The 26,022-nt window shown below is 69.9% G+C and carries 27 protein-coding genes; 8 read left to right on the top strand and 19 right to left on the bottom strand.

From position 1 onward, the window contains the following. Positions 1–182 precede the first annotated feature (182 nt). The 5 genes from IZR01_RS21040 to IZR01_RS21025 all read right to left on the bottom strand — a co-directional run bounded on the left by IZR01_RS21040 (position 183) and on the right by IZR01_RS21025 (position 5,579). Positions 183–671, bottom strand: a complete 489-nt coding sequence (locus IZR01_RS21040) for a MarR family winged helix-turn-helix transcriptional regulator (RefSeq protein WP_194893633.1) — start codon at positions 669–671, stop codon at positions 183–185. A gap of 228 nt (positions 672–899) precedes the next feature. Next, positions 900–1,031 carry a hypothetical protein gene (locus IZR01_RS52440; RefSeq protein ID WP_267254857.1) on the bottom strand — a complete coding sequence of 44 codons (132 nt, stop codon included), beginning with the start codon at positions 1,029–1,031 and terminating at the stop codon, positions 900–902. 193 nt (positions 1,032–1,224) lie between these two features. Continuing rightward, entirely contained in the window at positions 1,225–2,334 is a 1,110-nt protein-coding gene (locus IZR01_RS21035; protein ID WP_194924823.1) for a hypothetical protein, read from the bottom strand. A 51-nt stretch (positions 2,335–2,385) separates the two neighbouring features. Next, positions 2,386–4,743, bottom strand: a complete 2,358-nt coding sequence (locus tag IZR01_RS21030) for a 2OG-Fe(II) oxygenase (RefSeq protein WP_194924822.1) — start codon at positions 4,741–4,743, stop codon at positions 2,386–2,388. A gap of 83 nt (positions 4,744–4,826) precedes the next feature. Beyond that, positions 4,827–5,579, bottom strand: a complete 753-nt coding sequence (locus tag IZR01_RS21025) for an SDR family NAD(P)-dependent oxidoreductase (protein WP_194893630.1) — start codon at positions 5,577–5,579, stop codon at positions 4,827–4,829. A gap of 88 nt (positions 5,580–5,667) precedes the next feature. Between IZR01_RS21025 and IZR01_RS21020 the strand changes: the two genes are divergently transcribed. Further along, entirely contained in the window at positions 5,668–6,258 is a 591-nt protein-coding gene (locus tag IZR01_RS21020; RefSeq protein ID WP_194893629.1) for a TetR/AcrR family transcriptional regulator, read from the top strand. Positions 6,259–6,316: 58 nt separating this feature from the next. Here the strand turns inward: IZR01_RS21020 and IZR01_RS53370 are convergent, their stop codons facing one another. Next, the gene (locus IZR01_RS53370; RefSeq protein WP_323747062.1) at positions 6,317–7,603 is read right to left on the bottom strand and encodes a cytochrome P450 family protein; all 1,287 of its coding nucleotides are present in this window, start codon (positions 7,601–7,603) and stop codon (positions 6,317–6,319) included. A 28-nt stretch (positions 7,604–7,631) separates the two neighbouring features. Further along, positions 7,632–8,117 (bottom strand): hypothetical protein, encoded by a 486-nt coding sequence (locus IZR01_RS21010; RefSeq protein ID WP_194924821.1) that lies wholly within the window; start codon positions 8,115–8,117, stop codon positions 7,632–7,634. Between the two features lie 129 nt (positions 8,118–8,246). Between IZR01_RS21010 and IZR01_RS21005 the strand changes: the two genes are divergently transcribed. Further along, complete coding sequence (locus IZR01_RS21005; RefSeq protein WP_228554407.1) at positions 8,247–8,852, top strand: TetR/AcrR family transcriptional regulator; 606 nt, start codon at positions 8,247–8,249, stop codon at positions 8,850–8,852. Positions 8,853–8,969: 117 nt separating this feature from the next. Then, the gene (locus IZR01_RS21000) at positions 8,970–9,689 is read left to right on the top strand and encodes a VC0807 family protein (protein ID WP_194893627.1); all 720 of its coding nucleotides are present in this window, start codon (positions 8,970–8,972) and stop codon (positions 9,687–9,689) included. A gap of 52 nt (positions 9,690–9,741) precedes the next feature. Here the strand turns inward: IZR01_RS21000 and IZR01_RS20995 are convergent, their stop codons facing one another. From IZR01_RS20995 to IZR01_RS20980, 4 genes are all read right to left on the bottom strand, one after another. Next, positions 9,742–10,377, bottom strand: a complete 636-nt coding sequence (locus IZR01_RS20995) for a dihydrofolate reductase family protein (RefSeq protein ID WP_194893626.1) — start codon at positions 10,375–10,377, stop codon at positions 9,742–9,744. Then, positions 10,377–10,943: an SRPBCC domain-containing protein gene (locus tag IZR01_RS20990; protein WP_194893625.1), complete on the bottom strand. Its 567-nt coding sequence runs from the start codon at positions 10,941–10,943 to the stop codon at positions 10,377–10,379. Before IZR01_RS20990 ends, IZR01_RS20995 begins: the two co-directional genes overlap by 1 nt. Positions 10,944–10,946: 3 nt before the next feature. Further along, the gene (locus IZR01_RS20985; RefSeq protein WP_194893624.1) at positions 10,947–11,288 is read right to left on the bottom strand and encodes an ArsR/SmtB family transcription factor; all 342 of its coding nucleotides are present in this window, start codon (positions 11,286–11,288) and stop codon (positions 10,947–10,949) included. A gap of 97 nt (positions 11,289–11,385) precedes the next feature. Beyond that, a complete protein-coding gene (locus IZR01_RS20980; RefSeq protein WP_194893623.1) occupies positions 11,386–11,994 on the bottom strand; it encodes a DUF1707 SHOCT-like domain-containing protein in 609 nt (202 codons plus the stop codon). 88 nt (positions 11,995–12,082) lie between these two features. On the opposite strand from IZR01_RS20980, the gene IZR01_RS53365 reads away from it, so the two are divergent. Beyond that, complete coding sequence (locus tag IZR01_RS53365; protein WP_323746269.1) at positions 12,083–13,411, top strand: cytochrome P450 family protein; 1,329 nt, start codon at positions 12,083–12,085, stop codon at positions 13,409–13,411. Between the two features lie 46 nt (positions 13,412–13,457). Here the strand turns inward: IZR01_RS53365 and IZR01_RS20970 are convergent, their stop codons facing one another. From IZR01_RS20970 to IZR01_RS20955, 4 genes are all read right to left on the bottom strand, one after another. Next, on the bottom strand, positions 13,458–14,195 hold the full coding sequence (locus tag IZR01_RS20970) for a hypothetical protein (RefSeq protein WP_194893622.1): 738 nt from the start codon (positions 14,193–14,195) through the stop codon (positions 13,458–13,460). Between the two features lie 8 nt (positions 14,196–14,203). Beyond that, positions 14,204–16,444 (bottom strand): FUSC family protein, encoded by a 2,241-nt coding sequence (locus tag IZR01_RS20965; protein ID WP_194924820.1) that lies wholly within the window; start codon positions 16,442–16,444, stop codon positions 14,204–14,206. Positions 16,445–16,554: 110 nt separating this feature from the next. Then, on the bottom strand, positions 16,555–17,838 hold the full coding sequence (locus IZR01_RS20960) for a CynX/NimT family MFS transporter (protein ID WP_194924819.1): 1,284 nt from the start codon (positions 17,836–17,838) through the stop codon (positions 16,555–16,557). 28 nt (positions 17,839–17,866) lie between these two features. After that, on the bottom strand, positions 17,867–18,616 hold the full coding sequence (locus tag IZR01_RS20955) for a FadR/GntR family transcriptional regulator (RefSeq protein WP_194924818.1): 750 nt from the start codon (positions 18,614–18,616) through the stop codon (positions 17,867–17,869). A 104-nt stretch (positions 18,617–18,720) separates the two neighbouring features. Here IZR01_RS20955 and IZR01_RS20950 point away from each other — a divergent pair, with 104 nt between their 5' ends. Beyond that, positions 18,721–19,152 carry a VOC family protein gene (locus IZR01_RS20950; protein WP_194924817.1) on the top strand — a complete coding sequence of 144 codons (432 nt, stop codon included), beginning with the start codon at positions 18,721–18,723 and terminating at the stop codon, positions 19,150–19,152. Between the two features lie 31 nt (positions 19,153–19,183). Here the strand turns inward: IZR01_RS20950 and IZR01_RS20945 are convergent, their stop codons facing one another. Then, the gene (locus IZR01_RS20945; protein ID WP_194893617.1) at positions 19,184–19,804 is read right to left on the bottom strand and encodes a TetR/AcrR family transcriptional regulator; all 621 of its coding nucleotides are present in this window, start codon (positions 19,802–19,804) and stop codon (positions 19,184–19,186) included. 92 nt (positions 19,805–19,896) lie between these two features. Here IZR01_RS20945 and IZR01_RS20940 point away from each other — a divergent pair, with 92 nt between their 5' ends. After that, positions 19,897–21,492 (top strand): carboxylesterase/lipase family protein, encoded by a 1,596-nt coding sequence (locus IZR01_RS20940; RefSeq protein ID WP_194924816.1) that lies wholly within the window; start codon positions 19,897–19,899, stop codon positions 21,490–21,492. An 18-nt stretch (positions 21,493–21,510) separates the two neighbouring features. Further along, positions 21,511–21,921, top strand: a complete 411-nt coding sequence (locus IZR01_RS20935; protein ID WP_194924815.1) for a nuclear transport factor 2 family protein — start codon at positions 21,511–21,513, stop codon at positions 21,919–21,921. A 104-nt stretch (positions 21,922–22,025) separates the two neighbouring features. On the opposite strand, the gene IZR01_RS20930 is transcribed toward IZR01_RS20935, so the two are convergent. Beyond that, positions 22,026–22,628, bottom strand: a complete 603-nt coding sequence (locus IZR01_RS20930) for a cupin domain-containing protein (protein WP_194924814.1) — start codon at positions 22,626–22,628, stop codon at positions 22,026–22,028. 91 nt (positions 22,629–22,719) lie between these two features. On the opposite strand from IZR01_RS20930, the gene IZR01_RS20925 reads away from it, so the two are divergent. Then, positions 22,720–23,985, top strand: coding sequence for an alpha/beta hydrolase family protein (locus tag IZR01_RS20925; protein WP_194924813.1), 1,266 nt, complete (start codon positions 22,720–22,722; stop codon positions 23,983–23,985). Here IZR01_RS20925 and IZR01_RS20920 read toward each other — a convergent pair. Beyond that, positions 23,966–24,955, bottom strand: coding sequence for a CE1 family esterase (locus tag IZR01_RS20920; RefSeq protein WP_194924812.1), 990 nt, complete (start codon positions 24,953–24,955; stop codon positions 23,966–23,968). The two genes, IZR01_RS20925 and IZR01_RS20920, sit on opposite strands and share 20 nt — an antisense overlap. Positions 24,956–25,018: 63 nt before the next feature. Then, on the bottom strand, positions 25,019–25,732 hold the full coding sequence (locus tag IZR01_RS20915) for a FadR/GntR family transcriptional regulator (protein ID WP_323747060.1): 714 nt from the start codon (positions 25,730–25,732) through the stop codon (positions 25,019–25,021). Positions 25,733–26,022: the final 290 nt, after the last annotated feature.

The following is a 26,022-nucleotide window of genomic DNA, read 5'->3' as shown; positions in this document are numbered from 1 at the left end:
TCTTGCCTTGGCTCTTGATCTTGCCCTGGCTTTTGCCTTGGTTCTTACTCTTGTCGTTGCTCTTGCTACTTGAATCGTTCTTGTTGCCTGAATCGTCCGTGGTGTCACCGGATATCCCGGCCCTGCTCTCGGGCGCGCCCGTGCGCTCGGCGTTCGTCACATCCACCCCTTGTCGTCGTTCGTCACTCAGCGCGGGCCGCCATCTGCCGCGCCCGATGCTCGCTCAACCGCCGGTCCAGCGCCCCACCCAGAGCATCGAAGCAATCCAGCAGGGCCTCACCGCCACCGGCGAGCTCCCCGGCGGCGTCACCGAACAGCGGCGCCAACGCGGCAGCCAACTGCTCCTCGGCACTCCGCACCGCGGCCAACCCGGCCTCAGTGATCCGCACCCGCACCACCCGCCGATCCCCGGGATCGGCCTCCCGCTCCAAAAACCCAGCAGCCACCAACGCATCCGCGGCAGCCGTCAACGTGGGCTTACGCACCGCGAGCTTGTCGGCCAACCGAGCCGACCGCTCACCCCCGCCCCGCACCATAGACAGCAACTGGTACTGAGGCAGGCTCAAACCGGTGTCCACCCGCTCCAACGACCGCCGCAGGCGCACCAGCACCTGCACGGCGTCGACCACCCGCTCCGCGGGCAGCCCGGACAGTTGGTTCGACTCACTCATGGTTAGAGTGTCGAACATTCTATGCCGTCAGTCAAGTTGCTCACCTGGGCTAAGGGCGGACCTGGGGCTCAAAACGACGACCCGATACTTGCGCCACTGCTCTCTCGAGGGACTGGGCGCCACGATGTGTGCAGGGTTCATCGCTTTAGGTAGCGAATATCGTGGAGACGCCGCTTCGCGTCGGGTGGCGGCGCGAAGCAGCGTCGTCGAAGGCGCGAGGCGTTGTAGCTACTGAGTCCAGCGACCGGTCTGGGGGTCTACGTAGCCGGCGTGGGCCGCGGTGGCCGTCGGGACAGCCAAGGTGATGGCGGTCAGGGCGACGGAGGCGAGCTTGCGGGAGAGTTTCATGATCACAGTCATGCCATGACGCTGCTCGGGTTCGAGGGTGGCGCGCGGGGCGCTGGGCCGAACGGGCGCCGAAGCCGCCTCGGACCGGGCCGGCCGAGCGGGAGGCCGGCCGGTCAAGGTCCTGGCCCTGGTCCTGGTACTCGGGACGAAAGCTCTGGTGCTGACTTTCCGGATGCGTGGGCGTGGTTGAACTGTATGGCCGCTGTCAGGGGGCGGCGATTCCGCGCTGGGCGAACACTTGGCGAGCCGCCTCTGGCAGCTCAGCCCCGATCTCGGTGGCCAGGTTGAAGAATCCTTGATGCCCGGGTAGTTCCCGCAGCCCGGCGTTGATCAGGGTGTGCGCCTGCTCGACGTCGCCATCGGCGAACGCCAGTCTGGTCTTCAAGACGACGATTTCCGAGCGGGTCGAGGCCAGCGCGGGGTGCTCCGCGATGCGCGCCAAGCGATCGGCGGCGTCGTAGTCGGGTAGCCGTTCGAGAAGCAGCTCGTGCCAGGCCGCGAGGTCGTTGCCGCGTTCCTCGCGGTCGAAGGCGCCGTGGTCGAAATCGCCGTGGCGGACGGAGACGGAGATGTAGCCGTGACTGCCCATTCGCTGACCGGGAGGGGACTCGGCAAGATGGTCCAACTCGGCCAGGTAGGCGTCGACACACGCGATCCACGCGGCGGGATCCGGTAGCAGCTCGGCGACGATCGAGGCCAGCGGCCGCTCACGCTCGGCGGTCGCCCCGTAGCCGCTGCGGGTCCACCCGTACTGGCTTTCCCAGCGGACCAGCTGAGGCATTGCCTGGGCGGCGAACTCGGTGATGCCGCGGCGACGCAACACCGACGTCCACAAGTCGGCGACCGCGTCGGAGAGGACGAACCGTGCCGCGGCCACCGGGTCATCGGAGTGGACGTAGTCGCTGTCCTTCATGGCGCGGGCCAGGCCGATGAGCAGCTCCAGAGCCTCCTCGGCCGGTTTCGGGTCGGGCGCGGCCAGCGCGGCCCGGGCCTCGGCGGCCAGAGCGCCGAACGTGAGCCGCCACTTCGAACGCTCCGTGCGCGACACGCTCCGATCGCCGGCCATGTAGGACCCGCTGCGGACCTGGGCGACGAAGTCGCCGACTGCGCCGCGCACTACGACTGGATCGCGGACCTCGGCTCGAGACTTGACGCGTGAGGCTTTCGGGGCCGGACTGGTCTCTTCCTCGATCCGTTCCCGAACCGGCGCCGTACCGCGCCAGTACAGGTTCCACAGGGCTTTCTTCAAGCCGTCCTGGTCCAAAGCGGCCAGACGTGCGTAGAAGTCCTCCCGGTTCATCCTCTCAACTGCCACGGCTGAGATGGTACCGGTGGCGGCTATTGCCAAGCGCTACATCACGCTATGTCAGGTGGCTGAGGCCGTGGCTGCGGAGGGCCAGACAGTGATGATCCATCGCAGGTCTGCCTCATCCTCGGCGCGCAGTGCCCGCTCTCCACTGAACAACGCGTCCTTCTTCGCCAGCATCAGGGTGTAGGGGCGGCCCTCGCGTCGTGTCTGGTGGTCGACCGGAAGCTCGGCCGCGTCGATGCGGGAGTGGACGTGTCGACGCTTCTGCTCGGCCAGCGGCCAGTCCCGGGTCCGCAGCGTCGGATCGGCGAGGAACTCCGTCAGGGCCTCGCACAACGGACATGAGCAGCCTTCGGGCAGCGCGATCGACCAGTCGTTCGCGGCGCGCGTCGGCCGCGCCAGCCGCCTGGTGAGTCGGAGGCCGCAGTTCGCCGCCACGGCCGCCGGCAGCCGGTCTCCTGACGCCTCGCTGTGCACCGTTGAGAATGAGCGGAGCCCCGAGAGCAGCCAGGGCAGCGCCTCGTCGCCGAGCCCGGCCAGGTGGGCCGCGATCACGTCGCCCATCGCGGTCGCCGCCGGGTCGGCCGCGGCGGCGATCACCGCGGCCAACGGCGCGCCGATTTCTTCCAGGCCGGCGGCGCGGCGGCTGGGAGGAGATGATTCGAGTCGCAGTGCGGCGGTCGCCACCAGCCGCTGCCACGCTGCTCGCAGCAGCGCCCCGGCCGCGACGGCGCCGTCGCGGCCGGAAGCCGTCAAGCCCGTGCACAACGCCGGCAGCGCTGAATACCAGTCACGGCTCTCGGGCGCGTGGCCGTAGACATCGTGTTGGCCGCCGACGGACCAAGTGCCCAGGATCCCGCCCAGCCAGGCGCCGCCGTAGCGTTTCGCAAGGCGACTCAACGGTGTCGCGTGCTTGGCGAGCAGGTCCTCGGACCGGAACGCGGCCAGCAGCATGGCCGCGACCGCCGGATCTTCCACGGCGTGCGCGGCTTTCAGCGCCGGGCCGAGGACGCCGGCGCGGGGGCCCGGGCTCACCGTCGCGGTCCAGAACGATTCGAGCGAAGCGGCGTCGGCGCGGGCGCCGGCGACGTCCCCAGACCGCGCCCGCTCGGCTACCTGCCGCATCGCCCAGGCCGGGGCGGCCTCGGCCCGATTGGCGAAGGCCAGGCTGTCCGGGAACACCACTACCGCCGCACGCCGATACCAGCGGTCCAGGGTGTTGCCGTAGTTGCCCATGTAGCCCTCGTACTGCTGCTCATACGGGGCGAAGTCGGCGGTCGAGGTCCTGGAACAGACCTCGTCCTCGCTCAGTTCGAGGCTGATCGACTCGGCCCTCCCGGTCTCCGGGTCGATCCAGCAGGACAGCGTCGTGGTGCGCTCGATCAGATCGTTGAGCTCATGGTTGTCGTTGTCGTCACCGTCGGCATCGCCGTCCGCGTCCTCGCCGTCTTCCCAGTCTTCGTCTTCGTCGTCCCATCCTTCGTAGTCGGATCCCTCCGGCTCGACGTCCCAGGTCTCCTGGATCTTGGTGACCGCCAGCATGATCCGGCAGCCGGCCTGTTCGGCCGCCGTCCGCAGCAGTGCCGCCCGGTCGGCGTCCCCGCCCTTGAGCCGGTTCCAGTTCAGGCCCCGCTCGGTGTACTCGTGATCCAGCAGGTACACCAACCGCTTGTGCGCCGCGGCCTTCCCCCACGAGTGCGCCGAGGACCGGGTCGCGAAGTGGCCGTCCAGAAGCCGTGCCGCCTCGTTCACCAGGTCGGCGCCCGACGCCCGCGGCGCGCCGCCGTCCAGCAGCAGGTTGAACGTGACGGCGATCCGGTATCCGGACTTCACCGGCCGCACCTCGTGGCGGCAGTCTGCGTAGAACGCGCAGAGCGCCAGCCGGGACGCCGAGCCGGAGCAGGTCTGGCTCCGCCCGCCCTGCGTGATGACGAGCTCGCCGCCGCTGTGCCGGGATGGCAGCGTCACGGCCAGCGTGCCGACCATCGCGTCGTGCTTCTCAGAGTCTTGATGCGGCAGGAAGAACTGGCCCGGCCCGTAGACCAGCAGCGAATGCAGCTCCGCCCGGAGTGTCGCCGAGACCGGCAGCCCCAGTTCCTCGCGCATCCCGTCCAGCACCTTGTCGAACCGCGGCGACCATGACAGGTGGACCGCGGCCCGCGGCACCTCCCAGGTGTCTCGGACCGACGCGTCGGTGAGCGTCTGCTCGCCGCGTCCGTAGCGTGCCGGAGCGCCCAAGGCGCACAGCTTGCGTGCCTGCGCCGCCGTCACCGGGTACTTCAAACGCCCCACGCCGTCGACCTCGACGTCGAGCAGCGTCGGATCGGCCTGCTCGACGACGGCGAACGGCGGCTCGCCGAACTCCCTGGAGAGGACCGCGGCGAGTTGGTCACGTGCCGCGAGCTTCGTCCTCACTCCACGTCCTCACTCCACATCCTTCTCCTCGCCCGGGCCGTGTCCAACCCGACCGCCGTCAATCTCAAGCTATCGGAACCGGGTCAGATCTGGGCCTGTCCGCCGTCGACGAAGTGCTCGGCGCCGGTGATGAAGGAGCTCTCCGGTCCGGCGAGGAAGGCGGCCAGCGCCGCGACCTCTTCGGGGCGGCCCATGCGTCGCAGTGCGGTTTGCGCGGCCAGTGCGCCGTGCAAGTCTTCGGTGCTCACGCCGAACTTGTCGGCCAGGCCTTCGATCGCGGGGGTGGCGATGGGGCCGGGGGTGATGACGTTGACCCGTACGCCGCGCGGGGCCAGTTCGGCGGCCCAGGTGCGCCCGAGGCTGCGGACGGCGGCCTTGGACGCGGCGTAGACGCCCATGCGGTCGGCGCCTTGGTGGATGGTGGTGGAGCCCAGCAGGATCACCGAGGCCGTCTCTGCGAGCAGGGGCAGGGCCTTCTGCACGGTTAGCAGGCTGCCCTTGGTGTTCACGCCGAAGACGTGGTCGAACTGCTCCTCGGTGACGTCGGTGAGGCGGGCTCCGTCGCCCAGCCCGGCGTTGGCCACCACGACGTCGAGCTGCCGTCCGTCGCCGCGGATGACGTCCATGACGCGATCGAGGTCGGCGGCGAGCGAGACGTCTGAGGGCACGGGGACCGCGTTGGGGCCGATGTCCTTCGCCGCGGCCTCGAGTTCGTCCGTGCGCCGGCCGGTGATGTAGACGCGGGCGCCGTCGTCGGCGAAGCGCTTGGCGATCGCCCGTCCGATGCCGACGGAGGCTCCGGTGACCAGGGCTGTCTTTCCGTCCATGGGGCTCATGATGCCGATCCTCTCGTTGTTCTTGACTGTCTAGTCCAGAACGTAGCCCATTCTGGACTGGATGGTCAAGAACTTGTATCGTGGAGCCATGGCGCGCCCCCGGAGCTTTGACGAAGACGAGGTTTTGCGCGTCGCCACGGACCAGTTCTGGGCGACCGGCTACGCGGCGGCCAGGGTGGACGACATCGCGGCGGCCACCGGCCTGGGCAAGGGCAGCCTCTACGGCGCCTTCGGCGACAAGCGCCACCTGTTCCTGCGCGCCTTCGACGTCCACTGCGCCGGGCTGGTCGAAGGCGTGCGCCGGGCCCTGGACGGCCCCGATGCCAGCGCGTTTGAGCGGCTGCGCGCACACGTATTGGCGGTTGCGGACGCCACCGCCTCAGACGTGTCCCTGCGCGGCTGCCTGCTCGCCAAGGGCACCGCCGAGCTCTCGGGGCAGGATCCGGCCGTCGTGGCCACGGCCCGCCGGACTTTCGCGGCCATCGACGAACTGATCGCCTCCTGCGTTGCCGGAGCGCAGCGGGCGGGCGACATCGACCCGGACGCCGACCCGGCCCGACTCGCCGGACTCCTGCTGGCCGTGTTGCGTGGCATCGAAGCCCTGGGCAAGGCGGACACCAGCCCTGATTCGCTGCGCACCATCGCGGAAACGGCGTTGGCTGTCTTGCCCCGGCCGTAGAACTTGCCCCGGCCGTAGAAAGGGCATGGTCCGGACCGGAAGACTGCCCGCGGTGGGTTCAAGCAGCCTCTGTCGTGAACGTGACGGGCAACGCGGTCAGGGCGTGCTGGCGGTGGTCGAGTTTCCAGGGCAGGTCCTGCTCGGGGATGGCGAGCGTGAGGTTCGGCAGCCGGTGAATCGCGGTCCACAAAGCGGTCCGCACCTCCATGCGCGCGAGTGAGGCGCCGAGGCAGTAGTGCGGGCCGTGGCCGAAGCCGAGGTGGCTGCTGGCGGCGCGGTCGGGGCCGAAACCGAGGTGGCCGCTGGCGGCGCGGTCGGGGTCGACGTCGTCGGGGTCGGTGATGTACCGCGGGTCGCGGTTGGCTGAGCCGATCGCCAGCAGGACGGTCTCGCCCGCGGGCACCACTTGCTCACCGATGCGGAGGTCTTCGAGGGGGAAGCGTCGGATCGCGGTGAGCATGGGCCCGTCCCGCCGCAGCAGTTCCTCGACGAGGGCGGCCATGCGCGGCGTGTGCGGATCAGGCTCCTCGCGGACGAGGTCGGCGAGCCGCGGTTCGCTGAGCAGCGTGGCGATGCCGTTGGCGATCAGGTGCACCGTGGTCTCGAAGCCGGCCCACAGGATGAGGAAGGCCAGCGAGGTCAGCTCGTTCTCGGACAGCCGGTCGTCCCCGTCGCGGGCGGTGATCATCGCGGTGAGCAGGTCCTCGGCCGGCTCGGCGCGCTTGCGCTCGATCAGGTCCACCAGGCAGGTGTGCAGGCCGGCGACGAGGTCGCCGGTGGCGGGCCGATTCGGATCGTTCGGCGTCATCAGCGAGCGGGTGTAGGCCTGGAAGGCGGCGCCGTCCGACTCCGGGATCCCGAGCAGGCCGCAGATGACGACCACGGGAGTCGGGGCGGCGAGTTCGGCGACCAGGTCGGCGTGGCCGTTCGGGGCGATCGTGCCGATGAGGCGGTCGACGGCCGCTTGGACGCGCTCGCGCTGGGCTTCGACGCGGCGCGGGGTGAATGCGGAGGAGACCAGGCGACGAAGCCTTGCGTGCGCCTGGTCGTCCACGTTCATCAGGTGCTCGTCGAGAGCCGGTGGCAGGCCGAAGCCCTGGTAGCCGTGACGGGAGTTGCGCGCTTCGATGGACATCCGCGGGTCGGAGAACAATGCCTTGACATCGGCGTGGCGGCTGATCACCCAGACCTGCCCGCCGCTGGGCTTGACCGCCTGGTGGACGCCACCGGCCTCCCGCAGCCGCGCGTACGCCGCATATGGGCATCCGGACAGATGTGGCACCATCTCGATCGGCTCGGAGAACGGCTCAGAGATCGGCTCGGAGAACGGCTGGCTGGCGGTCACGCAATCAAGATAGGGCGAGGACCGCCCCCTAACCGATCACGACCCGCCACGCGGTCCCCTCCGCCACCGAGGGGTGGATCATGTCGTTCTCCTTGACGACCAGCTGCGCCGCCTCGTTGACGAAACCGGCGGGTACGAGCGGTTCCCACTCCGTGACGTCGCCGTCGACGAAGCGCTCGCTCGGGGCCAGTAGGCCCGGGTCGGTGCGGGCGCCGATCAGTTCGCGAACGTAGTCGATGGTGTTTGGGGCGGGGGAGCGGATGGCGATGCAGTAGAGGCGCGCGCCCTGGAAGATCGTCGCGTTGGTGTCGCCGTCGTGGAAGGAGCAGCGCTTCAGGCGCTGTGGGTCCAGGGTCTGGAAGAGGACCTGGTACGCCTTCGGGCCGTAGAACCCGCCGCCGAGTGCGTCGATGTCGAACAGGATCCCGATCTCGGTCTGCTTGGCGGCGGGTTGTTCTGTCGCTGGGCGCCCTGCCGGCGCGGTCTCGGGGTTCTTCTTGCGGAACAGCCTCATGCCTTGTCCTTTCATTTCCACAACAGCTGCCCGCGTATCAGCCGCTGTACCCGTCCAGCGCAGCAGCCGATGAGTTGATGCCGGATTTACTCGGGTGCCGGATTTACTCGGGTGATGTAATCTTTACTCATGCGAGTAAACGACGGCGAGACAGACCGATCGTTCACGGCCACCGCCCGCCGGGCGCAGATCGTGGCCGCGACCATCGAGACCATCGCTGACCTCGGCTACCCGCAGGCTTCGTTCGCCCGCATCGCCGAGCGGGCCGGCCTGTCCAGCACCCGGCTGATCTCCTACCACTTCGCCGGCAAGAGCGAGCTGATGGAGGCGGTGGTCACCGAGGTCTATGCCGAGGTCGGCCAGTTCATGGCGGTCCGGATGGCCGGGCTCACCGGCGGCCGGGAGCTGCTGCTCGGCTACATCCAGGGCTACCTGGAGTTCATCGCCGAGCACCGGGTCCAGATGAAGGCCCTGCTGGGCATCTTCCTGGCCGGGGCCCTGGACTACGACCCGGAGACGTCCGAGCTGGTGGTGCTCGATCCGGTCGAGCGGATCCTGCGCCGGGGTCAGGAGACCGGCGAGTTCCGCGACTTCGATCCGCGGGTGGTCGCGGCCAGCGTGCAACGCAGTGTGGACGGCGTCCCGATGCTGCTGGAGACGTATCCGGAACTGGACCTGGAGGTGTGCACGGCCGAGTTGTGCACCCTTTTCGACCTGGCCACCCGCAAGGACTGAAGGGTCGAAGGGCTCAACGGCCGAAGGACTCAACGATCGAAGGGCTAAACGGCCGAAGGACTCAACGGCCGAAGGACTCAACGGCCGAAGGACCGAACCTGTAAAGGGAGCACAGACATGAGCGCACAGGAAGCGGCACCCACCAGCCGGGGGAGAGCCGCGCTCGCCCTCGTGTGGGACGTCGGCGCGCCGATCGGCATGTACTACCTGCTGCACGGCCTGGGCCTGAGCACCTTCCTGGCGCTGTTGCTCTCCGCCGTGCTGCCCGGCCTCACCTCGGTCTACCAGGTGGTCCGCTCAAGGAAGTTGGACGGGCTCAGCCTGTTCATGGTGTCCATCACGGTGCTCTCGGCCCTGGCCTCGCTGATCTCCGGCTCGCCGAGGTTCCTGCTGGCCAAGGACGGCTACCTGACCGCGTTCGCCGGAGCCTGGCTGCTGATCACCGCGCGGTCGGAGCGGCCGGTGGTGTTCATGTTCGCCCGCGCGCTCCTGGAAGGCCGGGTCGGTCCGCACGGCGAGTCCTGGGACGTGCTGTGGGAACGGCTGCCCGGATTCCGCAGGATCTGGCGGGTGGCCGCGGTGATCTGGGGCACGGCCACCATCGCCGACGCCGTGGTGCGCTTCGCCATGGCCTACACGTTGCCGGTCAACCAGGTGCCCGCGCTCAACGGCGTCCAGTGGGGAGTGCTCTTCATCTTGCTCCAAGTGGTCACCAACGTGTACTACCACCGGGCTGGACTCTACGACCCGCGCTCGGCGCTGTATGAGCCGCTGTTCGACAGAGCCCCGATACTCGCGGAACCAACGACGGCCCGACAGTCAGCGGAACTCCAATAGTGCACTGGTGGTTCTCAATCCATCTCAAAACAATGCGGTCATCACAATGCGGTCATCGCTTGTGGACTCCGTAGGTCAGGTGGGTCACTCGCTGCGTCGGCTCCGCGCGGACCTGCTCCAGGGCCACGCGGCCGGCGTCCACGCCCGCGAACAGGCTGGTCCCCGAGCCGAACAGCACCGGGGCCAGCGCGAGCGTGAACTCGTCGACCAGGCCGGCGTTCACGTACTCCAGGATCGCCGTACCGCCGCCTGCGATGCGCACGTCCCGGTCGCCGGCGGCGGCTCGGGCCTGGTCGAGCGCGGACTCGATACCGTCGTTCACAAAGTGGAAGACGGTACCGCCGGGCCGCTCCCAGGAGTCGCGCTTCTCGTGCGTCACGACGAAGACCGGAGTGTGGAACGGCGCCTCCGGCGGCCACGCCTTCTCGCCGAGCTCGAACATGCGCTTACCCATCACGCTCGCGCCGGTCCGCTCGTACGTCTCGCGCGCGATGTCGTTGTCGCGCCCTTCTTCGCCGCCCTCGCCGAGCTTCAGGTTCTCCCGGAAGAAGCGCAGCGGGAAGATCCACTGCTGGAGTTCCATCCACTGCGCCGTCCAGCGCTGCTGATCCGGGTCGTCCTCGCGCTCCTCCGGCGCGATGAACCCGTCCAGCGACATCGACACGCTGAAGAACACCTTCCCGGCCATCAGTTCCCACCTTCCTTGTGTTCCTTGTGTTCCTTGCGCTCTTCGCGAACGATCTCGGCGATGTATTCGGCCAGGTTGTCCAGGGTCTGCCGGCCGCCTTCGACGGCGTGGTACTTCTCCACGGCCTCGTCGCGCAGTTCCTTGGTGGGGAACAGCGTCTGCATCTCGATCCGGGTGGCCGCGCCGTCGGAGGCGAAGGTGAGGACGGACTCGAAGGCGTTCGGGTCGTCCCGGGACTCGCCGTGCCGCAGCGCGATCCGCTCCGGTGCGGCGATCTCGGTCCAGGAGATCCACTCCTGGTAGTCCGTCCCGTCCGGTCCGTGCATCACGAAGTCCCACGCCCCGCCGACGCGGAACTCGAAGGTCCGCGTGGTGGTGGTGAATCCGTCCGGTCCCCACCACCGGGACAGGTGTCGCACCTGGGTGAACGCCTCGAAGACCAGCTCTCGTGGGGCGCTGATGACCCGGGAGATCACGATCTCGCGGTCGGCCGTCGCGGACGACGCCGGGGTTTGCGGCCCCGTCGCGGCAGACTGCGCCGGCGTTCCTCGTCCCGTCGCGCTCATCAGCTACTCCTCCTGCCGTGCTTGCTTGAGCTCCTGCACGTATGCGTCCAGCCGGTCGAAGCTCTCGTTCCAGAACTGCTCGAACCCGCCGGCCCACTCGTGGACCGGCCGCAGCCCGCGGGCGTCGAGGCCGTAGAGGCGTTGCTTGCCCGCCTTGCGGTCCCGCACCAGCCCGACCTCCCGGAGCACCCGCAGGTGTTTGGAAGCGCCGGGCTGGGTCATCCCCAGCTCCCTGGCCAACTCGGTCACCGGCCGCTCACCGGTCCGCAGCAGGACCAATATGTCCCGGCGCTGCGGCTCGGCGATGGCGTTGAAGACGTCCGACGTCGTCGCTGCTCGTGCCATGGGCACGATCATATTCCCTTATGGGTATGCGTCAAGTCGGACGGCCGCTGTCGGGTGGCCATTGCCGAACGGGCGGCGCCGCGAATCCGGCGCGCCGTCAGCGCAATTTGCGGGGGTAGCGCACGACGAGGTCGCCGCCGCGCAACCGGCCGGTCACCTCGATCCGCAGCTCCACCGGGTGGTTCGGGTCCTGCTGCGGCGGGCGGACCTTCAACTCGCCCATCCGGACGATCACGTCGTCGGCCGTCACCACGATGCCGGGCCGGGTGATCAGCAGCAGATCACCGCCGATGCCGAGGTCGACGTCGATCACCAGCCGGTCGTGGGCATACGCGGCGTCGGTGAAGTCGAGCTTGGCGTTGCCGACCGTCAGCTTGATCTCCATCCGGCGCGGGACCACCCAGGTCCCGTTCCACTCGACCCTGCCGATGCGCTTCTCGATTCTCACCACGTCCTTGGCCGGGACCGCCAGCTCCGCGCGCCGCGGCTGCTCCGGCAGATCCCTGGTCAGCGCGGCCAAGTCGCGCAGGGTCCGCGCGACCAGCGCCGCCTCCACCCGGTGGTCGAGCTCTTCGGGGGTCAGCCGGCCCTCGGCTGCCGCGTCGCGGATGATCTCCACGACCTCGTCCCGGTCGGCGTGCGAGACCAAGACGTCCGCGGCGGGCACCCGCTCCAGGGCATCGTGTGATGATTGTTCGTCGTTCATAGGGCCAGCCTGGCCAGTCCGTACGGCACTGTGCAACATGGACCGGGAGTCAGGGAATCAGGGTTCGATGATCTACTAGGCTGGTCGGGTGACTGTCAAAGACGCGGACATCGCCCGGGCGCTCAACCCCGTTCTGGGCGCCGACCACGAGGCGGTGGCCGCACGGCTGCACGCCGAACCCGGTGGTGTGCACTGCACGCGGCTCGCGGGCGGCGAGCGGATCTGGGTCGTCAGCCGCTACGACGACGTGAAGAACCTGCTCGCCGACCCGCGGCTGGCCCTGAACAAGAAGGCCTCGCTGGCCGGGTACGAGGGCTTCGGCCTGCCGCCCGCGCTGGAGGCGAACCTGCTGAACCTGGACGGCGAGGACCATGCGCGGTTGCGGCGCCTGGTGTCGTCGGCGTTCACCGCGCGGCGGGTGGAGGGGCTTCGCGGGCGGATCCAGGCGCGGGCGGATGCGCTGGTCGACGCGTTGGCGGGCGAGGGCTCAAAGGATCAGGATCCTGAGGCGGCCGCCACCGACTCCGACTCCGACTCCGACTCCGACCCCGGCACCGACCCCGGCACCGACCCCGGCACGGCGGACCTCGTCGCCGCCTACGCCGCACCGCTGCCCATCGCAGTGATCTGCGACCTGCTCGGCGTGCCCGAAGAGCAGGGCGCGACACTGCGCGGGCACACCCAGGTACTCCTCGCCCCGGGCGAGTACCCGCCGACGGCGATGGCCGGAACGCTCCGCGGCATCATCGGGCTCCTCGTCGGGTTGCTCGCGGCCAAGCGGGACGCCCCCGCCGACGACCTGCTCTCGGCGATGATCGCGGCCCGGGACGGGGCCGACCGGCTGTCCGAGGAGGAACTGCTCTCGCTGGCGTTCCTGATCCTGTTCGCGGGCTACGAGAACTCGGTGCACGTGATCAGCGCGGCGGCCGCCCGGCTGCTCGCGGACCCGGCCGCCGCGGACGCGGTGCGCGCGGAGCCGGATCCGCACACGCCGGGCATGACCGCGCTGGTTGAGGAGGTGCTGCGGCGGGACCAGCCTGGGACGACTGCGATCCGCCGCTTCCCGACCGAGGACGTCGCGCTTGACGACGGTGTCGTGATTCCGGCCGGGGACACCGTGTTGCTGTCGGTCAGTTCGGCGAATCGGGACTTGCCGGTTGCTGCGGACTCGGGCGCCGCTCCGGGCGCCGGGCACGTCACGTTCGGCCACGGCGTGCACTACTGCTTGGGTGCGCCCCTTGCCCGGCTTGAGGTGCGCATTGCGCTGTGGACGTTGTTGAACAGGCTGCCCGAGCTGTCTTTGGCGGCGGCCCCGGAAGAGCTGGTCTGGCGGTCGGGTCACCGGCAGCGGGCGCTCGCCGCGCTTCCGGTCAGGGTTGGGAAGGTGCTGCCCGCCCTGCCGACGATCGGAGGCTAGAGGCAATCGGCTATCGGCTATCGGCTAGCGGTTACCGGATTTCCGCTTATCCGGCCGCCGCGTGGCACGTGGTCTCGGCTTTGCTCGCGCCCCTCTTCGGGATCGAGAAGTCCAGACTCAGCCCGGACGGGCCGGGCCGCACCGCCGTGAGGGCCGCGCCGTCGGGCAGGCCGGGCAGCGCGAACACCTTCGGGTCCAGCTGCCGGGCCAGGTCCTTGACCAACAGCAGCGACCGTAGCGACGCCACCGACATCTCCTTGCCGAAGACCACGACCGTCGTGGGCGTGATGGTGAACCCGTCCGCGCTGCTGCTGATCGAGGTGTGGACGGTGACCGGGATCCCGGACCGGCTGCCGGTGATGACCAGCCCGGCGCCGTCGGGCGCCATCGACGGATCGGTCAGCCCGGACATCTGCACCAGCTGCTGCGTCATGGCGCTGTAGGGGGCGGAGGCGACGGCCGTGCCGCCGCTGGTCGACCCGCCCGTGGTGACGTCGTGCAGGACCGCGTCGACGTGCGCCGTGACGCCGTCGCGCTGGACGCCGTCGGCCCAGACGTGCACGTCGCCCACGTCGCCGAACACCGCCCCGAGCCCGGCGAACGTCCCGGGCAGCGAGTCGCCGACGGGCCCGCCGGCGCTCAACTGACAGCCCGCCAAGCGCGCTATCCGCCCCTCGGCGACGTGCTTGATCACGACGTTGCCGACGCCGACCGCGACCAGCACCAGCACTACGGTGACCGCGATGGCGATGACGGACGAGCGACGGCGTAGCCGGGTCAGCATGGCGCCAACTATGGCATTGGCGGCTCGTGCTGGGTCGCCCGATTCTGAGCCGGGGGAGTAGTGGCAGCCGGAGGCGCCGTGTCGAGCGCGGTCAACAACTCCTGTAGCCGGGTGGCCTCGGCGGCCAGGCGTGAAGCGTCCCGCAGAATCGCCGCCGACGTGCCGTCGTTCGCGCCCTTCCACGTCGCCGCCGCGCCGTCGAAGTCCGTCGTGGTGACCGTCTGGCCGTGACGGACCTGCGTGGCGGTGGCCAGGAGCGCGTCGCGCAGCGTGTGGGCGAATACCGAGCCGGCGGGCCGGGGTGGTTCGTCGCCGGGCGGTTGGTGCGCCTGCACGATGACGGCTGCCTCGAACAGGCGGGCCAGGGCGCGGTGGGCGCGGGTGAGGCCTTCGCGGCTGGGCCCGCGGTCGCGGACCGGTTCCTGCGCGGCCGCCAGTGCCGCCGACTCCAGCGCCAGGTAGGCGTCGCGCGAGTCCAGCAGCGCTTCGCGGGCCCGTCTGCGGCGTGCCGGTCCCGGCTCGGCGACCGCCTCGATCGTGGACGCGGCGTACCTGCCGGTGGCCTCGATCAGGTCGGCCAGGCGGCCGGCGAGGGTGACGGTCTGCCAGGACGGCCACAGCGCGTAGGAGCTGAAGATGATCAGCCCGCCGAGCAGCGTCAGCGCGACGCGCTCGCGCACGGTGCTGGCCAGGGCGAGTCCGTCCATGGAGAGCAGGAAGACGATGTAGGCGGTGATCAGGGTGCTGGCGACCAGGTAGCCGGACTGCATCACCAGGTAGAGCGCGCCGGTGCAGGCGGCGGCCAGCGCCGCGGCCACCCACGGGTCGGGGTGGGAGAGCAGTACGACGGTGGAGGCCAGGGCGACGCCGACCAGGGTGCCGGCGAAGCGGGCCACGCCGCGGCTGAAGGTCTGGGAGAAGTCCGGCCGCATGACCATCATGACGGTCAGCGCGGCCCAGTAGCCGTGCTGCACGTTCAGCAGCTTGCTGATTCCGTCGGTCACCGCGACCACCACGGCTACCCGCAGCGCGTGACGCAGGATCGGGGAGTCGCGGCGGAGTTCGTGCCGGACGGTGCGGCGGGCTTGGGCCAGGCGCTGGCGGAGGTCTGGGCGGTGGAGGATGCCGGAGCGGTTGCGGTTGTTGTTTGTTGCTTGCCCTTCCCGCTCCGCATCCTCGCTTTCCTCGGTCTCCCGCAGGACCGCGTCAACCTGACTGAGCAGGTCGATCAGCTTCTCGGCGGCGTCCCCGGCCGACTCCCCGACCAAGCTGTTGCGCGCCGCCTGCTCCATCGCCGTGAGCAGCGCGGTCGACGGCGGCACGACGGCCCCGGTGCGGATGGAGCGGGCCGCGGTGTCCAGGACGCCGGCCGCGGCGTCGAGCAGGTCCCGGACCTGTGCGCGTTCGGCGTCGGGCATCGCCTTGCCGGCGTCGGCGAGTGCGAGCAGGACGGCCCGCACCTCGTCCATCAGGACCCGGATGCCCGACAGCTCCGACGGCCGGCGCCGCGCCTGGCGCGGGGTGAGCGTGGCGGCGGCCCGCGCCTGGGCCAGCGCGTTCGGGTCGAAGACCGCGTCCCGGCCGCGGCTGAGCCGGCGCGCGTAGTCGGCCACCGAGGCGCACGCGTCGGCCAGCGCGGCCCGCTGCGCGTTCCAGGAACGGTCCGGCCAGGCCAGCGCCAGCGCGACTTGTACGGCCCCGCCGGCCCCGATGAGCAGCGCGAACTGCACGGCGTCGGCGACATCGCGGGGCGCGCGCACGATCGTGAGCATCACCGGCACGGTCATCGCCGCGGCGATCCCCTGCGCGGTCCCCAACGCCCAGAACATCGCGGCCCCGAACGCCCACACCGCGAGCACCAGGACGAACAGTGCCGGCCAGGGGGCCACCGCGTTGCCCACGAACGCACTGGCGAACAGCCCGAGCGCGGTCGCGACGGTCAGCCCGGGTCCGCGCCGATATCCGGGCAGCACGTTCGTCATGCCGGTCAGCTGCGCGCCTAGTGCGGGCAGCACCGCGTGGGTCGGACCAAGCCAGGCCAGCGCGCCGAACAGCGCGATCGCCACCCCGAGCCCGGAGCGCAGCGCGGCCGCGGGATCGTTGAACGCCCGCTCGACCCGCATCCCGGACCGCGAGGCCGTCTTGACCGAGCGGTACCACGCCGCGCCGAGGCCGCTCACTCTCTCGACGCCGGAGCCCGAGCCCGAGCCGGAGCCGGAGCTCGCGCCCGAACGCTTTGACCTAGCCACAACCCAACAGTGTCCTGGTATCCGCCGCCTGATGCATCCAGGCAGGGCGGGTGAATGCGATACCGCGGCGTGAGAATGCTCTCAGTGGTGCTCTCTCAGCGGTGCTGCTCTCAGTGGTGCGCCAGCCGATCGCGCCCCGCCCCATACCCGGCGCCGGCCATGACGACGCTCACCACCACCAGCAGCGAGAGCGGCAGGGTCCAGCCCTGGCCGCCGTGGTGGAGGACGCCGAGCAGTAGGGGGCCGGTCGCGGCGATGAGGTAGCCGATCGACTGTGCCATGCCCGCTAGTGCCGCCGCGTCTCCGGCGCTGCGGGCGCGTTGGCTCTGGAAGGTCAGTGCGAGTACCAGGGTGGTGCCGCCGCCGAGGCCCAGCAGCGTGCAGGCCACCAGGTAGGCCGACGGTGCGGCGGCGAGGAGGGCGAAGCCGGAGGCGACGATGAGGGAGCTGCCGAGCGCGATCCATCGCTGGTCGGCGCGGCCGCGGGTGAGGAAGGGCAGCAGGCTGCTGGCGATCAGGGCGACGAGTTGGTAGTAGAACAGCACCCAGCCCGCTGCCGTGCCGGACAGGCCGTGGCGGGCCAGGATGCTCGGCAGCCAGGCGACGGCCGTGTAGAAACCCAGGGATTGCAGGCCCATGAAGAACGTGACCTGCCAGGCCACCCGGGACTTCCACGGGATCGGGCTTCGGGTCGCTCCGGCGGTTGCTTCGTGCTTGTCATTCCGGATCCGTGGCAGCCACACGGCGAGCGCCACGATCGTGAACACGACGCCCCAGGCGAGCGAGGTGCGCCAGGATCCCGGCAGGACGTGGGCCAGCGGCAGCGAGATGCCGGAGGAGACCGCGGCGGTCAGGCCCATGACCGTGACATACAGGGCGCTGATCGAGTGGATCCGTTGTGGCGGCACGCTTCGTCGGATCAGTGCCGGCAGGACGACGTTCCCGAACGCGATCGCCGCCGACAGGATGACGGTGCCGATGAACAGGCAGGCCAGCGAGGGCAATGACCGCACGACGGTGCCGACGATCAGTGCGGCGAGGGCCGCGACCAGCAGCCGCGCCGTGCCGAAGCGGTGCGAGGCGCGGGCCACCAGGGGCGAGGTCACCGCGAACGTGAGCAGCGGCAGCGTGGTGAGCAGGCCGCTCCAGCCCTCGGTCAGGCCGCTGCCGTGCTGGATCGTCGGCAGCAGCGCACCGACGCCGGTGAGCGGGGTGCGCAGGTTCCCCGCGACGAGGACGATGCCGATCAGCAGGGCCGGCGACACCGCGCGGCGGGCGGGATGGCCCGGACCGTGGCTGTCGTGCTGTCCGGCGTGGTCGGGGTCGGTGGTGGTAGTGGCGGTGGTAGTAGTGGCCGGGGATGTCCCGGTCGTGGTTGAGAGTTCCGTGTCCATTGTTCTGCCTCCCCTTACTGGCTACTGGCTACTGGCCTTTGGCTTTCCGGCTTGCGTGCTTGGCGCCGTGTCCAGGCCCGGGCTCGGGCTCGGGCTCGGCGGCGTGGTTCCGGGTGAGGCCGACGATCGTCGCGGCGACGCGTCGTGCTCCGTCCTCGTCGCGGGCCTCGATGGCGTCGACGAGGCGGCCGTGTTGCTCGGCGTGCTCCGCGGCGGCGGTGTCGGACCACGGAAGGCCGCCGAGCGCCGAGGCCAGGGCGGTGCCGAGGTAGTCGTAGACCTCGATGAGCAGGCTGTTCCGGCTGGCCTGGACCACGGTGCGGTGGAAGGTGCCGTCCGCTCCGGCCAGCGCGGCCATGTCCTCGGGGGTGCTCACCTTCGCCATGAAGTCCGAGAGCTCCCGCAGCTGCCGGACGTCGTCCTCGCTGCGCCGGAGCGCCGCGATCCCGGAGGCGTACTCCTCTAGGACGGCCCGCAGTTCGAGCACTTCGGCCCGTCGTCCGGCGCTGGCCCGCCGCACCATCACCGACTGGAGCTCGCTTGAGGCGCGCACGTAGGTCCCGTCGCCGACCCGCGCTTCCAGCAGGCCCAGGTGCGACAGCGCCCCCAGCGCCTCGCGCAGGGTGGAGCGGCCGACGCCCAACTGCTCGACGAGGACCTGTTCGGGCGGGATGCGCGTCCCGACCGGCCACTCGCCGCTCTCGATCAGTGCTCGCAGGCTGTCCACCAGCTGCGATGCCAGGCTGGCCACGCGCTGGGGCGGTTTGATCTCGTCCATGATCTCTATGATAGCCGAATGTCTGACATTTGGAGGATGCAGGGTCCCGCGTGCCTTGGGTACGACTCACTTCGAACTTTGCGCTTAGAAAGGGAAACCCGACTATGTCAACGCTCGAATCACCGATCCCGCGCTTCCACCTGGCGATCCCCGTCGACGACCTGGACGCCGCCCGCCGCTTCTATGGCCAGGTCCTGGGGCTGCCCACCGGCCGCAGCACCGACACCTGGATCGACTGGAACCTGCACGGTCACCAACTCGTCACGCACCACGCCCCGGCCCGCACCACCCGGATCCACAACCCGGTCGACGGCCACGACGTCCCGGTCCCGCACTTCGGGCTGATCCTGACCGTCGCCGCCTTCCACGACCTGGCCACTCGCCTGCGTGCCGCCGACACCGCGTTCGTCATCGAGCCCTACGTCCGCTTCGAAGGGCAGCCCGGCGAGCAGTGGACCATGTTCCTGCTCGATCCGGCCGGCAACGCCCTGGAATTCAAGGCCTTTGCCGACGATGAGCAGGTCTTCGCGACCTGACCGGTGACGCGTCCGGGGGAGCGAATACCGCTCAGGCCTCGCCGCTGAACAACCGCTCAAGATGCTGGTCGACCGCGGCCAGGGCGGCCTCGGGCTCGATCACGCCCAGCTCGATGAGCGGCGTCAACCCGGTGAGCGCCAGCAGCAGGTTGGTCTCCGTGGCCGGGTCGCGGTCGGTGCCGATCCGGCCGTCCGCGATCGCCTGCCGGACGATCTGCTCCACGAGCCCGCGGCCGTGCTTCAGCCCGTCGCGGGCGCGGGTGTGGATGTTCGCGTCGTGCAGCGCCTCCAGGACGTAGGCGGCGCTCATCCGGCTGGTCGCGCGGGCGTCCGGGTGCAGCGGGAGCATCTCCGTGAGCATCACGCGCAGCAGGTCGCGCGGGTGCGGCGGGTCGGACGGGTGGGCCGGGTCGCCGAACGCGCGCAGGCTGTCAGCGACCCGCCGCGCGGTCTGCTCGGACGCGAAGTCCATGGCGAAGACCAGCATCTCCTCCCGCGTGGCGAAGTAGTGCTGCACCGCGCCGTGCGAGATGCCCGCCTCCTGGGCCACCTCGCGGACGCTGGCGTGCGCGATGCCGCGCTGTTCCACGACCCGCCACAGCGCTCGGGCGATGGTCTCGCGGCGCTCGCGGTGGTCCACCTGCTTGGGCATCGCCGGCCCTCCTTTTCCATACGCTTGACATATTACAGCTGACCGATAAAAGCTGGAAGCCGGTTCACGACAGTGTGGAGGAAGGTGTGGGCATGTCCGAACAACCCAGGGCACGGACAGCGGAAGGCCTCGTCGAAGGGCGCTGGCACGGGGATCACGCGGTGTTCCGTGGTATCCCGTACGCCCAGCCTCCCGTCGGGCCGCTGCGCTTCCAGGCACCCGTGCCGATGGAGGCGTGGAACGGAACGAGGCAGGCGGTCGAGTTCGGTCCCGTGGTTCCGCAGGCGGGGCCGACGGCCGAGAGTTCGGCCGGGGACGACTGGCTCACGCTCAACGTCAGTACGCCGGCAATCGGGGCAGTCGGTCTGCCCGTCCTGGTGTGGATTCACGGCGGCGCCTACATCGCCGGCGCTTCCAGCGATCCGATGTACGACCCCGCAGCCCTGACCGGCGCGGGCCTGGTCGTTGTCAGCATCAACTACCGGATGGCCGCCGAGGGCTTCATCCAGCTCGACGGCGCCCCGGCCAACCGCGGATTCCTCGACCAGATCGCGGCCCTGGAGTGGGTGCGGCGCAACATCGCCGCGTTCGGCGGAGACCCCGACCGGGTGACGGTGGCAGGCCAGTCTGCCGGCGCGGGATCGATCGCGGCCCTGCTGGCGATGAAGCAGGCGCGCGGACTGTTCCACCGGGCCATCGCACACTCGGTACCGGGCCTGCTGGCCACCCCCGCGCTGGCGAAGGACGTCGCCGCGGCGCTCGCGAACCGGGTCGGGGCGGCACCCGACGCCGAAGCCCTGTCCCGCATCGACCCCCGGCGTCTGGCCGGCGAACTCGCCGCCCTCGGCGCCGAGCTCCCCGGCCGCCGCCAGAGCTGGGGTCGACTGTCGCAACTCGGTGTCGCGGTGTGCCCGGTGCTCGATGGCGTGCTGCTCACCGAAACGCCTTGGCGGGTTTTGGCCGGCGGCCGCGCAGAAGGCATCGAGCTGATCGTCGGCCACACCCGCGACGAATTCCGGCTGTTCAGCGTCATGATGGGCCGGCTGGGCACCTTCACCGAGGACGACGCTCGTCTGGCCCTGGACCTGTTCGCGCCGGAGGGGGCAGGAGCCGACGCCTACCGCGCCGCGTATCCCCATGCCACCGCTGAAGAACTGGTTGAGATCGTGTACTCCGACGCCCTCTTCCGGATGCCCTCACTGCGACTGGCCCAGGCGAACCAAGCCGCCGGAGGCACATCGTTCCTGTTCGAGCTACAACTGACGGCCCCGGCCGCCGGCGGGATTCTGGGCGCCTGCCACAGCCTTGACGTGCCGCTGGCGTTCGGCACGTTGGACAGCCCTTCTGGTCGCCAGCTCTTCGGCGACCAACCGGGGCCCGAGATTGTGGCCGTGTCTCGCGAACTCCGACAGGGATGGGCCCGCTTCGCCACCTCCGGCGACCCCGGCTGGCCCGCCCACGAGCCCGAGCCCGGGCGGCAGCTGACTCGCGTCGTGGATATCGCGTCGGTGACCTCGCCGTATCCGGAAGCCCGGTCTCGCGATATCTGGGCGGGGCACGATCCCGTGCCCCTGGACCTCGCAGATGCCGCGGATACCGATGCCGCGGATACCGATGCCGCGGATGTCGATGGCGCGGATACCGATGCCGCAGGGGCCGCAGACGTCACGGCGGCGGGAATCGGGTGATGCCAGTAGCATCGCCGCATGGCTTCTGAGTCTCCCGCGCAGACAGTCCAACGCCTGTTCCCGCTCCTGGCGGCCGGAAAAGCCGAGGAAGCCGCGGCCCTGTTCGCCGACTCGGTCTCCTTCTCCATCCCGCACCCGCCCGGCATCCCTTGGGTGCCGGAGGTCGACTCGGCGCGCGGCATGCAGACGTTCTTCGAGCTGCTGGGAACGCACGTCCAGGCCAAGGAGTTCGATCTGCGTCAGGTCGTCGCCGACGGCGATGACGTGGTGCTGTTCGGCCGCATGCTTTCCGAGGTGAAGAAGACCGGCCGGGACATCGACACCGCGTTCGCCCTGCACACCACGGTTCAGGACGGCCGGATCACGCGCTACCACCTGTATGAGGACACCTACGCCGTCGCCCAGGCGTACTACGGGGACGATGCGTAGCAGCCTGTTCGCCCCCGTCCGCGCCGGGATGAAGGTCGTCCCGTAGCGGAGCGGGGAGCGGACCGTCCTGGTCGACGCGGGAAGTTCGCCCCCGCCGCGGCTGCTCAAGATGATGTCGCCGCCGGCCCGTCGCCGGTGTCGCCGCGTCGGTTTCCGGGGCCGTGCAGATCCTCGGGCATGCGGGTCGGAGCATCAGCCCGAGACAGTGCCCTGATCAGCTCTGCCTCCCGCGGGTAGCGCCGGGCCAACTCATCAGCATCGCCGCCCTCGAAATCAGCCGGCATGAACCCGGGAGCCATAGTCGTCCCGAACAGCGACCAGTCCCCGCCAGGCGTGACCCGCGCACCCATCCAGCATCCGGCCGGCACCACGGTCTGCACCAGCTGCCCGTCTCCCAGGTGCCGCACCTCGGCGTGTCCATCCGGATGCAACAACAGCAGATCCAGCAGGTCGCCACGATAGAAGTGCCAGACCTCGTCGATCGGCAGCCGATGCATCGCCGAGAAGTCTCCGGGCTCGGACGTCAGCAGCATCAGGATCGCCGTCCCCTGCGGCCTCCCGCTCGCGTCCCGCGGCCCGGCCCAGGTCTGGCGGAAACGTCCGCCCTCGGCCGGAAGCGGCTCCAAGCCGTAGTGGGCGGCGATGGCGTCGGCCTCTTCGATCACGTCGTGGCTCTCCTGATCTTCCGGGTATCTATTAGGTGTCATTAGATACACCCGGACAGTGGCACTACATACACCCCACATACGCCATGTAGGGCCATCGTGCGAGCGCATCGCGCCGCGCAGACTTTGAGGCATGAAGAGAGTCATGATGCGTTCGAAGCGTTCGAAGTCCGTAGCGCTCGGCGCGGTCGGCGCGTTGCTCCTGACCGCCACGTCGGCCGGCGTGGCCAGCGCCGCGTCCGCGGGGTCCGGCCCCGGCGCCGTGGAACTCGGCCGGCACCACCAGGAACGCGGTCGGCTGCTGTCGGTCACGGAGGTCGCGGCGCTGTCCCCGGCCCAGGTGCAGGCCGCGGTCGTCCCGTTCTTCGGTGACACCAAGCGGGTCCACTACGCCGTCACCGATTACCGGATCACCTACAGCACGATCGATCCGCACGGCCGGCCGACGACCGCCAGCGGGCTGGTCGTGCTGCCCACCGGCGCCGGAAGCCAGCTGAACGTGATCTCCTACGACCACGGCACCAACCCGACCCGCGACGCCGTCGCCTCGGTCACCGCGGGCGACGGCGACCGCGAGGCCGTCGAACTGTTCGCCTCGGCCGGATACGCCGGCGTCGCCCCGGACTACCTGGGGCTGGGCACAGGTCCGGGGGACCATCCGTACATGGACCTGGCCTCGGAGGTCACCGCGTCGCAGGACATGCTCACCGCGAGCCGCGACCTGGCCGGACAGCACGACGCGCGGCTGAACCCGCGGGTCCTGGTCACCGGCTTCTCGCAGGGCGGCGCGGCGGCGATGGGCTTCGCGCACGCGCTCCAGCAGGGCCAGGCCGGCGGGTACTGGCGCCTCGGGGCGGTCGCGCCGATGAGCGGGCCGTACGCCGTGCGCACCGCTGAGATCCCCGCGCTCCTGCACAACACGCTCGACCCGGAGAGCGAAGTCCTCTATATCTCGTACTGGACCGTCGCGATGAACCGTCTCTACCACCTCTACGACAACCCGGCCGAGGTCTTCCAGCAGCCCTACGCCTCAATCGTCGAAGGCCTCTACGACGGCGACCACAGCGAGCAGGACATCCTCTCGGCCCTACCGGGCAGCCCCTCCGCGCTGCTGACGCCGCAGTACATCGCGCGCCTTCAGCACCCCTCAGGCGCCTTGTTGAACGCCATGAAGCAGAACGACATCTCGTGCGACTGGCACCCGAACGTACCGACCCAGATCTACGCCGCCGACGGCGACAAGGACGTCGCGTTCGCCAACGCGCAGCAGTGTCAGGCGCAGCTGGCCACGCACGGCGTCCAGGTCAAGCTGGTGGACGTCGGCGACGTGGACCACAACACGTCGGCCGAACTGGCCACCCCGCAGGTCTTGGCGTTCTTCAGTGAAGTCGAGCACTGAGAGACTGAGAGTCGGTGAAGAAGGCGGCGATCAGTTGCGCGGCGTCGATCGTGTGTGTGGTGCCGCCGGGGCCGCTGGTCACGGTGGCACCGGGCCAGGTGTGGCCGCCGTCGGCGATGTCGTAGTTGACGACTTCGGTGCCGTCAGTGCACGAAGTCAGGGTGCTGCGTACAACGTCAGCGCCAACGGGTGTGTTGGTGCTGGAGCCGGTGCAGCTGTCGCGCTGCTGCCACAGGGCGAGCCAGGCGTTGGTCGAGTACAGGCCTCGGGTTGTGCTGCCGTTGTAGGGGATCACCGGGTCCTCGGCGCCGTGCATGTTCATGACGGGGAGCGGTCGGCCGGTCGGGGTGCAGCGGGTGTCGGCCTGGTAGAAGGCCCCTGAGACGGTCGCGACAGCTGCCACTCCGCTGGTCACGCAGGCTGCGGAGGCGGCGAAGCCGGCGCCGTCGGACTTGCCGGTCAGGCCGATGCGGTTCGCGTCCACGCACGGTGCGCCGGCCAGCCAGTTCACCATGTCCGCGGCGAATTCGTAGTCGTGGGCTGATGCTCCCGCGTAGGGGGTGGCCTCCCAGGTCGACTCGCCGTCGGTGCCGTCGAGGCCTTGGGCGTAGAGGACGATCGTGTTCGTGGAGTCGAGCTGCGAGTAGCCCTCGATCTGGGCGGCGGATTCGCCGCGGCCGGGAAAGACGATGATGGCGACGTACTTCGTGCTCGCGGCGAAATTCGACGGTAGATGCTCGATGAAGGTGCGGGGGTGGCTGGCGACGTTCATGGTGTGGGAGGTGGAAGCGCCGGCTGTACCCGCGCAGGCCGCAGCAGAACTTGGTGTGGTGGTCGTGGCGGTGGCGGTGGCGGTGGCGGTGGTCGTGGCAGGAGCGGAGGCCGTCGCCGAGCGTTGGTGCCGTGATGCGCATCCTGCGACGGTGCCGAGCAAAGCCAATGCGGTGCCGAACGCGGCCAATCGCCGCATGATCCCTCCCACAGGGAAATCGGTCAGTCTGTTTTTCTGCCAGCCAGCCAGTCCGTCTGTGAGTCAGTCCGTCTCGGCCACCTGGGCCGCGGTGTTCTCCCGCAGCTCGATCAGGTGGCTCCTGGTCAGCTCTTCCGCCAACTCCGCGTCCCGATCACGGACCGCCTCGAAGATCGCCCAATGCTGGTCGAGGTCCCGGGCCCGATCCGGCACCAACCGGCGTAGCGCACGCTGCTCGCCGGCGCGCGCCGCCAGCAGCGAGTCGACGACTTCGTACAGGACGGGGTTGCCGCACGCGCCGGCCAGTTCCCGGTGGAAGTTGGCCCGCTTGCGGCGCTCCGAGCCCTGGGCGGTCCCGGCCCCGCTTCCTGCTTCAGCACCCGGAGTCGCGCTCGCCTCAAGCCGCGCAAGCTGCTCCGCGCTCCGATGCCGGGCTGCCAGCGCCGCGACCCCCGGCTCGATCGCCAACCGTGCCTCGACGAGGAAGAGGACCTGCGCGCCGTCCACGGGGATCGGATTCGGATTAGGCATCAGCGTCCGCAGCACGCCCGGCCCGACGTAGATGCCGGACCCGTGCCGAAGCCGCACCGCATCGGTCGCCTCCAACCTCCGCAACGCCTCCCGAATGGTCGGCGCGGTCACGTCTAACCGCTCGGCCAAGGCCCGCACCGTCGGAAGCGCGTCGCCCGGCGCGAGCCGTTCGCCCGCGATCAGGGCGAGCAGCGACTCGGCGAGCTGTTCGGACAGCCCCGGCCGGCGTCCCGCGACCTCGTCCACGATCACCTCCAGATTGACTAATTGATTTAATCAATCTGCACGCGCCGAAGCAACCCGCCCCGCACCGGTGTGGCGCATGATCACGAACGAAGGAATAGGGCACCCTGATCGAGGAAAAATCGTCGGCGATCGGAGGGCGCTGTGGTCACATCGGCGGACCGGCACTCACACGAGCCTGAGACCATGCGCGAGCCCGAGCCGCATTCTGCGCCAGACTCCGAGCCCGAGCGCGAGCGCGAACCCAAGCCCGAGCCGCACTCCGCGCCGGACTCCGAGCCCCATCCCAATCC

The sequence above is a fragment of the Catenulispora pinisilvae genome (assembly GCF_015356865.1).
Classification (GTDB): Bacteria; Actinomycetota; Actinomycetes; order Streptomycetales; family Catenulisporaceae; genus Catenulispora; species Catenulispora pinisilvae.
The sequence above is the reverse complement of the archived record's forward strand: the minus strand, read 5'-3'. Positions and strand labels throughout refer to the sequence as shown.

What these genes read in the sequence shown, in the direction of transcription:
- IZR01_RS52440 (WP_267254857.1), bottom strand. Translation starts at nt 1,031, where the DNA reads ATGACTGTGATCATGAAACTCTCCCGCAAGCTCGCCTCCGTCGCCCTG.
- IZR01_RS20925 (WP_194924813.1), top strand. Translation starts at nt 22,720, where the DNA reads ATGAAGAGAGTCATGATGCGTTCGAAGCGTTCGAAGTCCGTAGCGCTC.
- IZR01_RS20930 (WP_194924814.1), bottom strand. Translation starts at nt 22,628, where the DNA reads ATGACACCTAATAGATACCCGGAAGATCAGGAGAGCCACGACGTGATC.
- IZR01_RS20970 (WP_194893622.1), bottom strand. Translation starts at nt 14,195, where the DNA reads ATGCTGACCCGGCTACGCCGTCGCTCGTCCGTCATCGCCATCGCGGTC.
- IZR01_RS20950 (WP_194924817.1), top strand. Translation starts at nt 18,721, where the DNA reads ATGTCAACGCTCGAATCACCGATCCCGCGCTTCCACCTGGCGATCCCC.
- IZR01_RS20935 (WP_194924815.1), top strand. Translation starts at nt 21,511, where the DNA reads ATGGCTTCTGAGTCTCCCGCGCAGACAGTCCAACGCCTGTTCCCGCTC.
- IZR01_RS20940 (WP_194924816.1), top strand. Translation starts at nt 19,897, where the DNA reads ATGTCCGAACAACCCAGGGCACGGACAGCGGAAGGCCTCGTCGAAGGG.
- IZR01_RS21000 (WP_194893627.1), top strand. Translation starts at nt 8,970, where the DNA reads ATGAGCGCACAGGAAGCGGCACCCACCAGCCGGGGGAGAGCCGCGCTC.
- IZR01_RS20985 (WP_194893624.1), bottom strand. Translation starts at nt 11,288, where the DNA reads ATGGCACGAGCAGCGACGACGTCGGACGTCTTCAACGCCATCGCCGAG.
- IZR01_RS21010 (WP_194924821.1), bottom strand. Translation starts at nt 8,117, where the DNA reads ATGAGGCTGTTCCGCAAGAAGAACCCCGAGACCGCGCCGGCAGGGCGC.
- IZR01_RS21025 (WP_194893630.1), bottom strand. Translation starts at nt 5,579, where the DNA reads ATGAGCCCCATGGACGGAAAGACAGCCCTGGTCACCGGAGCCTCCGTC.
- IZR01_RS20945 (WP_194893617.1), bottom strand. Translation starts at nt 19,804, where the DNA reads ATGCCCAAGCAGGTGGACCACCGCGAGCGCCGCGAGACCATCGCCCGA.
- IZR01_RS20960 (WP_194924819.1), bottom strand. Translation starts at nt 17,838, where the DNA reads ATGGACACGGAACTCTCAACCACGACCGGGACATCCCCGGCCACTACT.
- IZR01_RS20990 (WP_194893625.1), bottom strand. Translation starts at nt 10,943, where the DNA reads ATGAGCGCGACGGGACGAGGAACGCCGGCGCAGTCTGCCGCGACGGGG.
- IZR01_RS20955 (WP_194924818.1), bottom strand. Translation starts at nt 18,616, where the DNA reads ATGGACGAGATCAAACCGCCCCAGCGCGTGGCCAGCCTGGCATCGCAG.
- IZR01_RS20980 (WP_194893623.1), bottom strand. Translation starts at nt 11,994, where the DNA reads ATGAACGACGAACAATCATCACACGATGCCCTGGAGCGGGTGCCCGCC.
- IZR01_RS20920 (WP_194924812.1), bottom strand. Translation starts at nt 24,955, where the DNA reads ATGCGGCGATTGGCCGCGTTCGGCACCGCATTGGCTTTGCTCGGCACC.
- IZR01_RS21005 (WP_228554407.1), top strand. Translation starts at nt 8,247, where the DNA reads ATGCGAGTAAACGACGGCGAGACAGACCGATCGTTCACGGCCACCGCC.
- IZR01_RS21020 (WP_194893629.1), top strand. Translation starts at nt 5,668, where the DNA reads ATGGCGCGCCCCCGGAGCTTTGACGAAGACGAGGTTTTGCGCGTCGCC.
- IZR01_RS21040 (WP_194893633.1), bottom strand. Translation starts at nt 671, where the DNA reads ATGAGTGAGTCGAACCAACTGTCCGGGCTGCCCGCGGAGCGGGTGGTC.
- IZR01_RS20995 (WP_194893626.1), bottom strand. Translation starts at nt 10,377, where the DNA reads ATGGCCGGGAAGGTGTTCTTCAGCGTGTCGATGTCGCTGGACGGGTTC.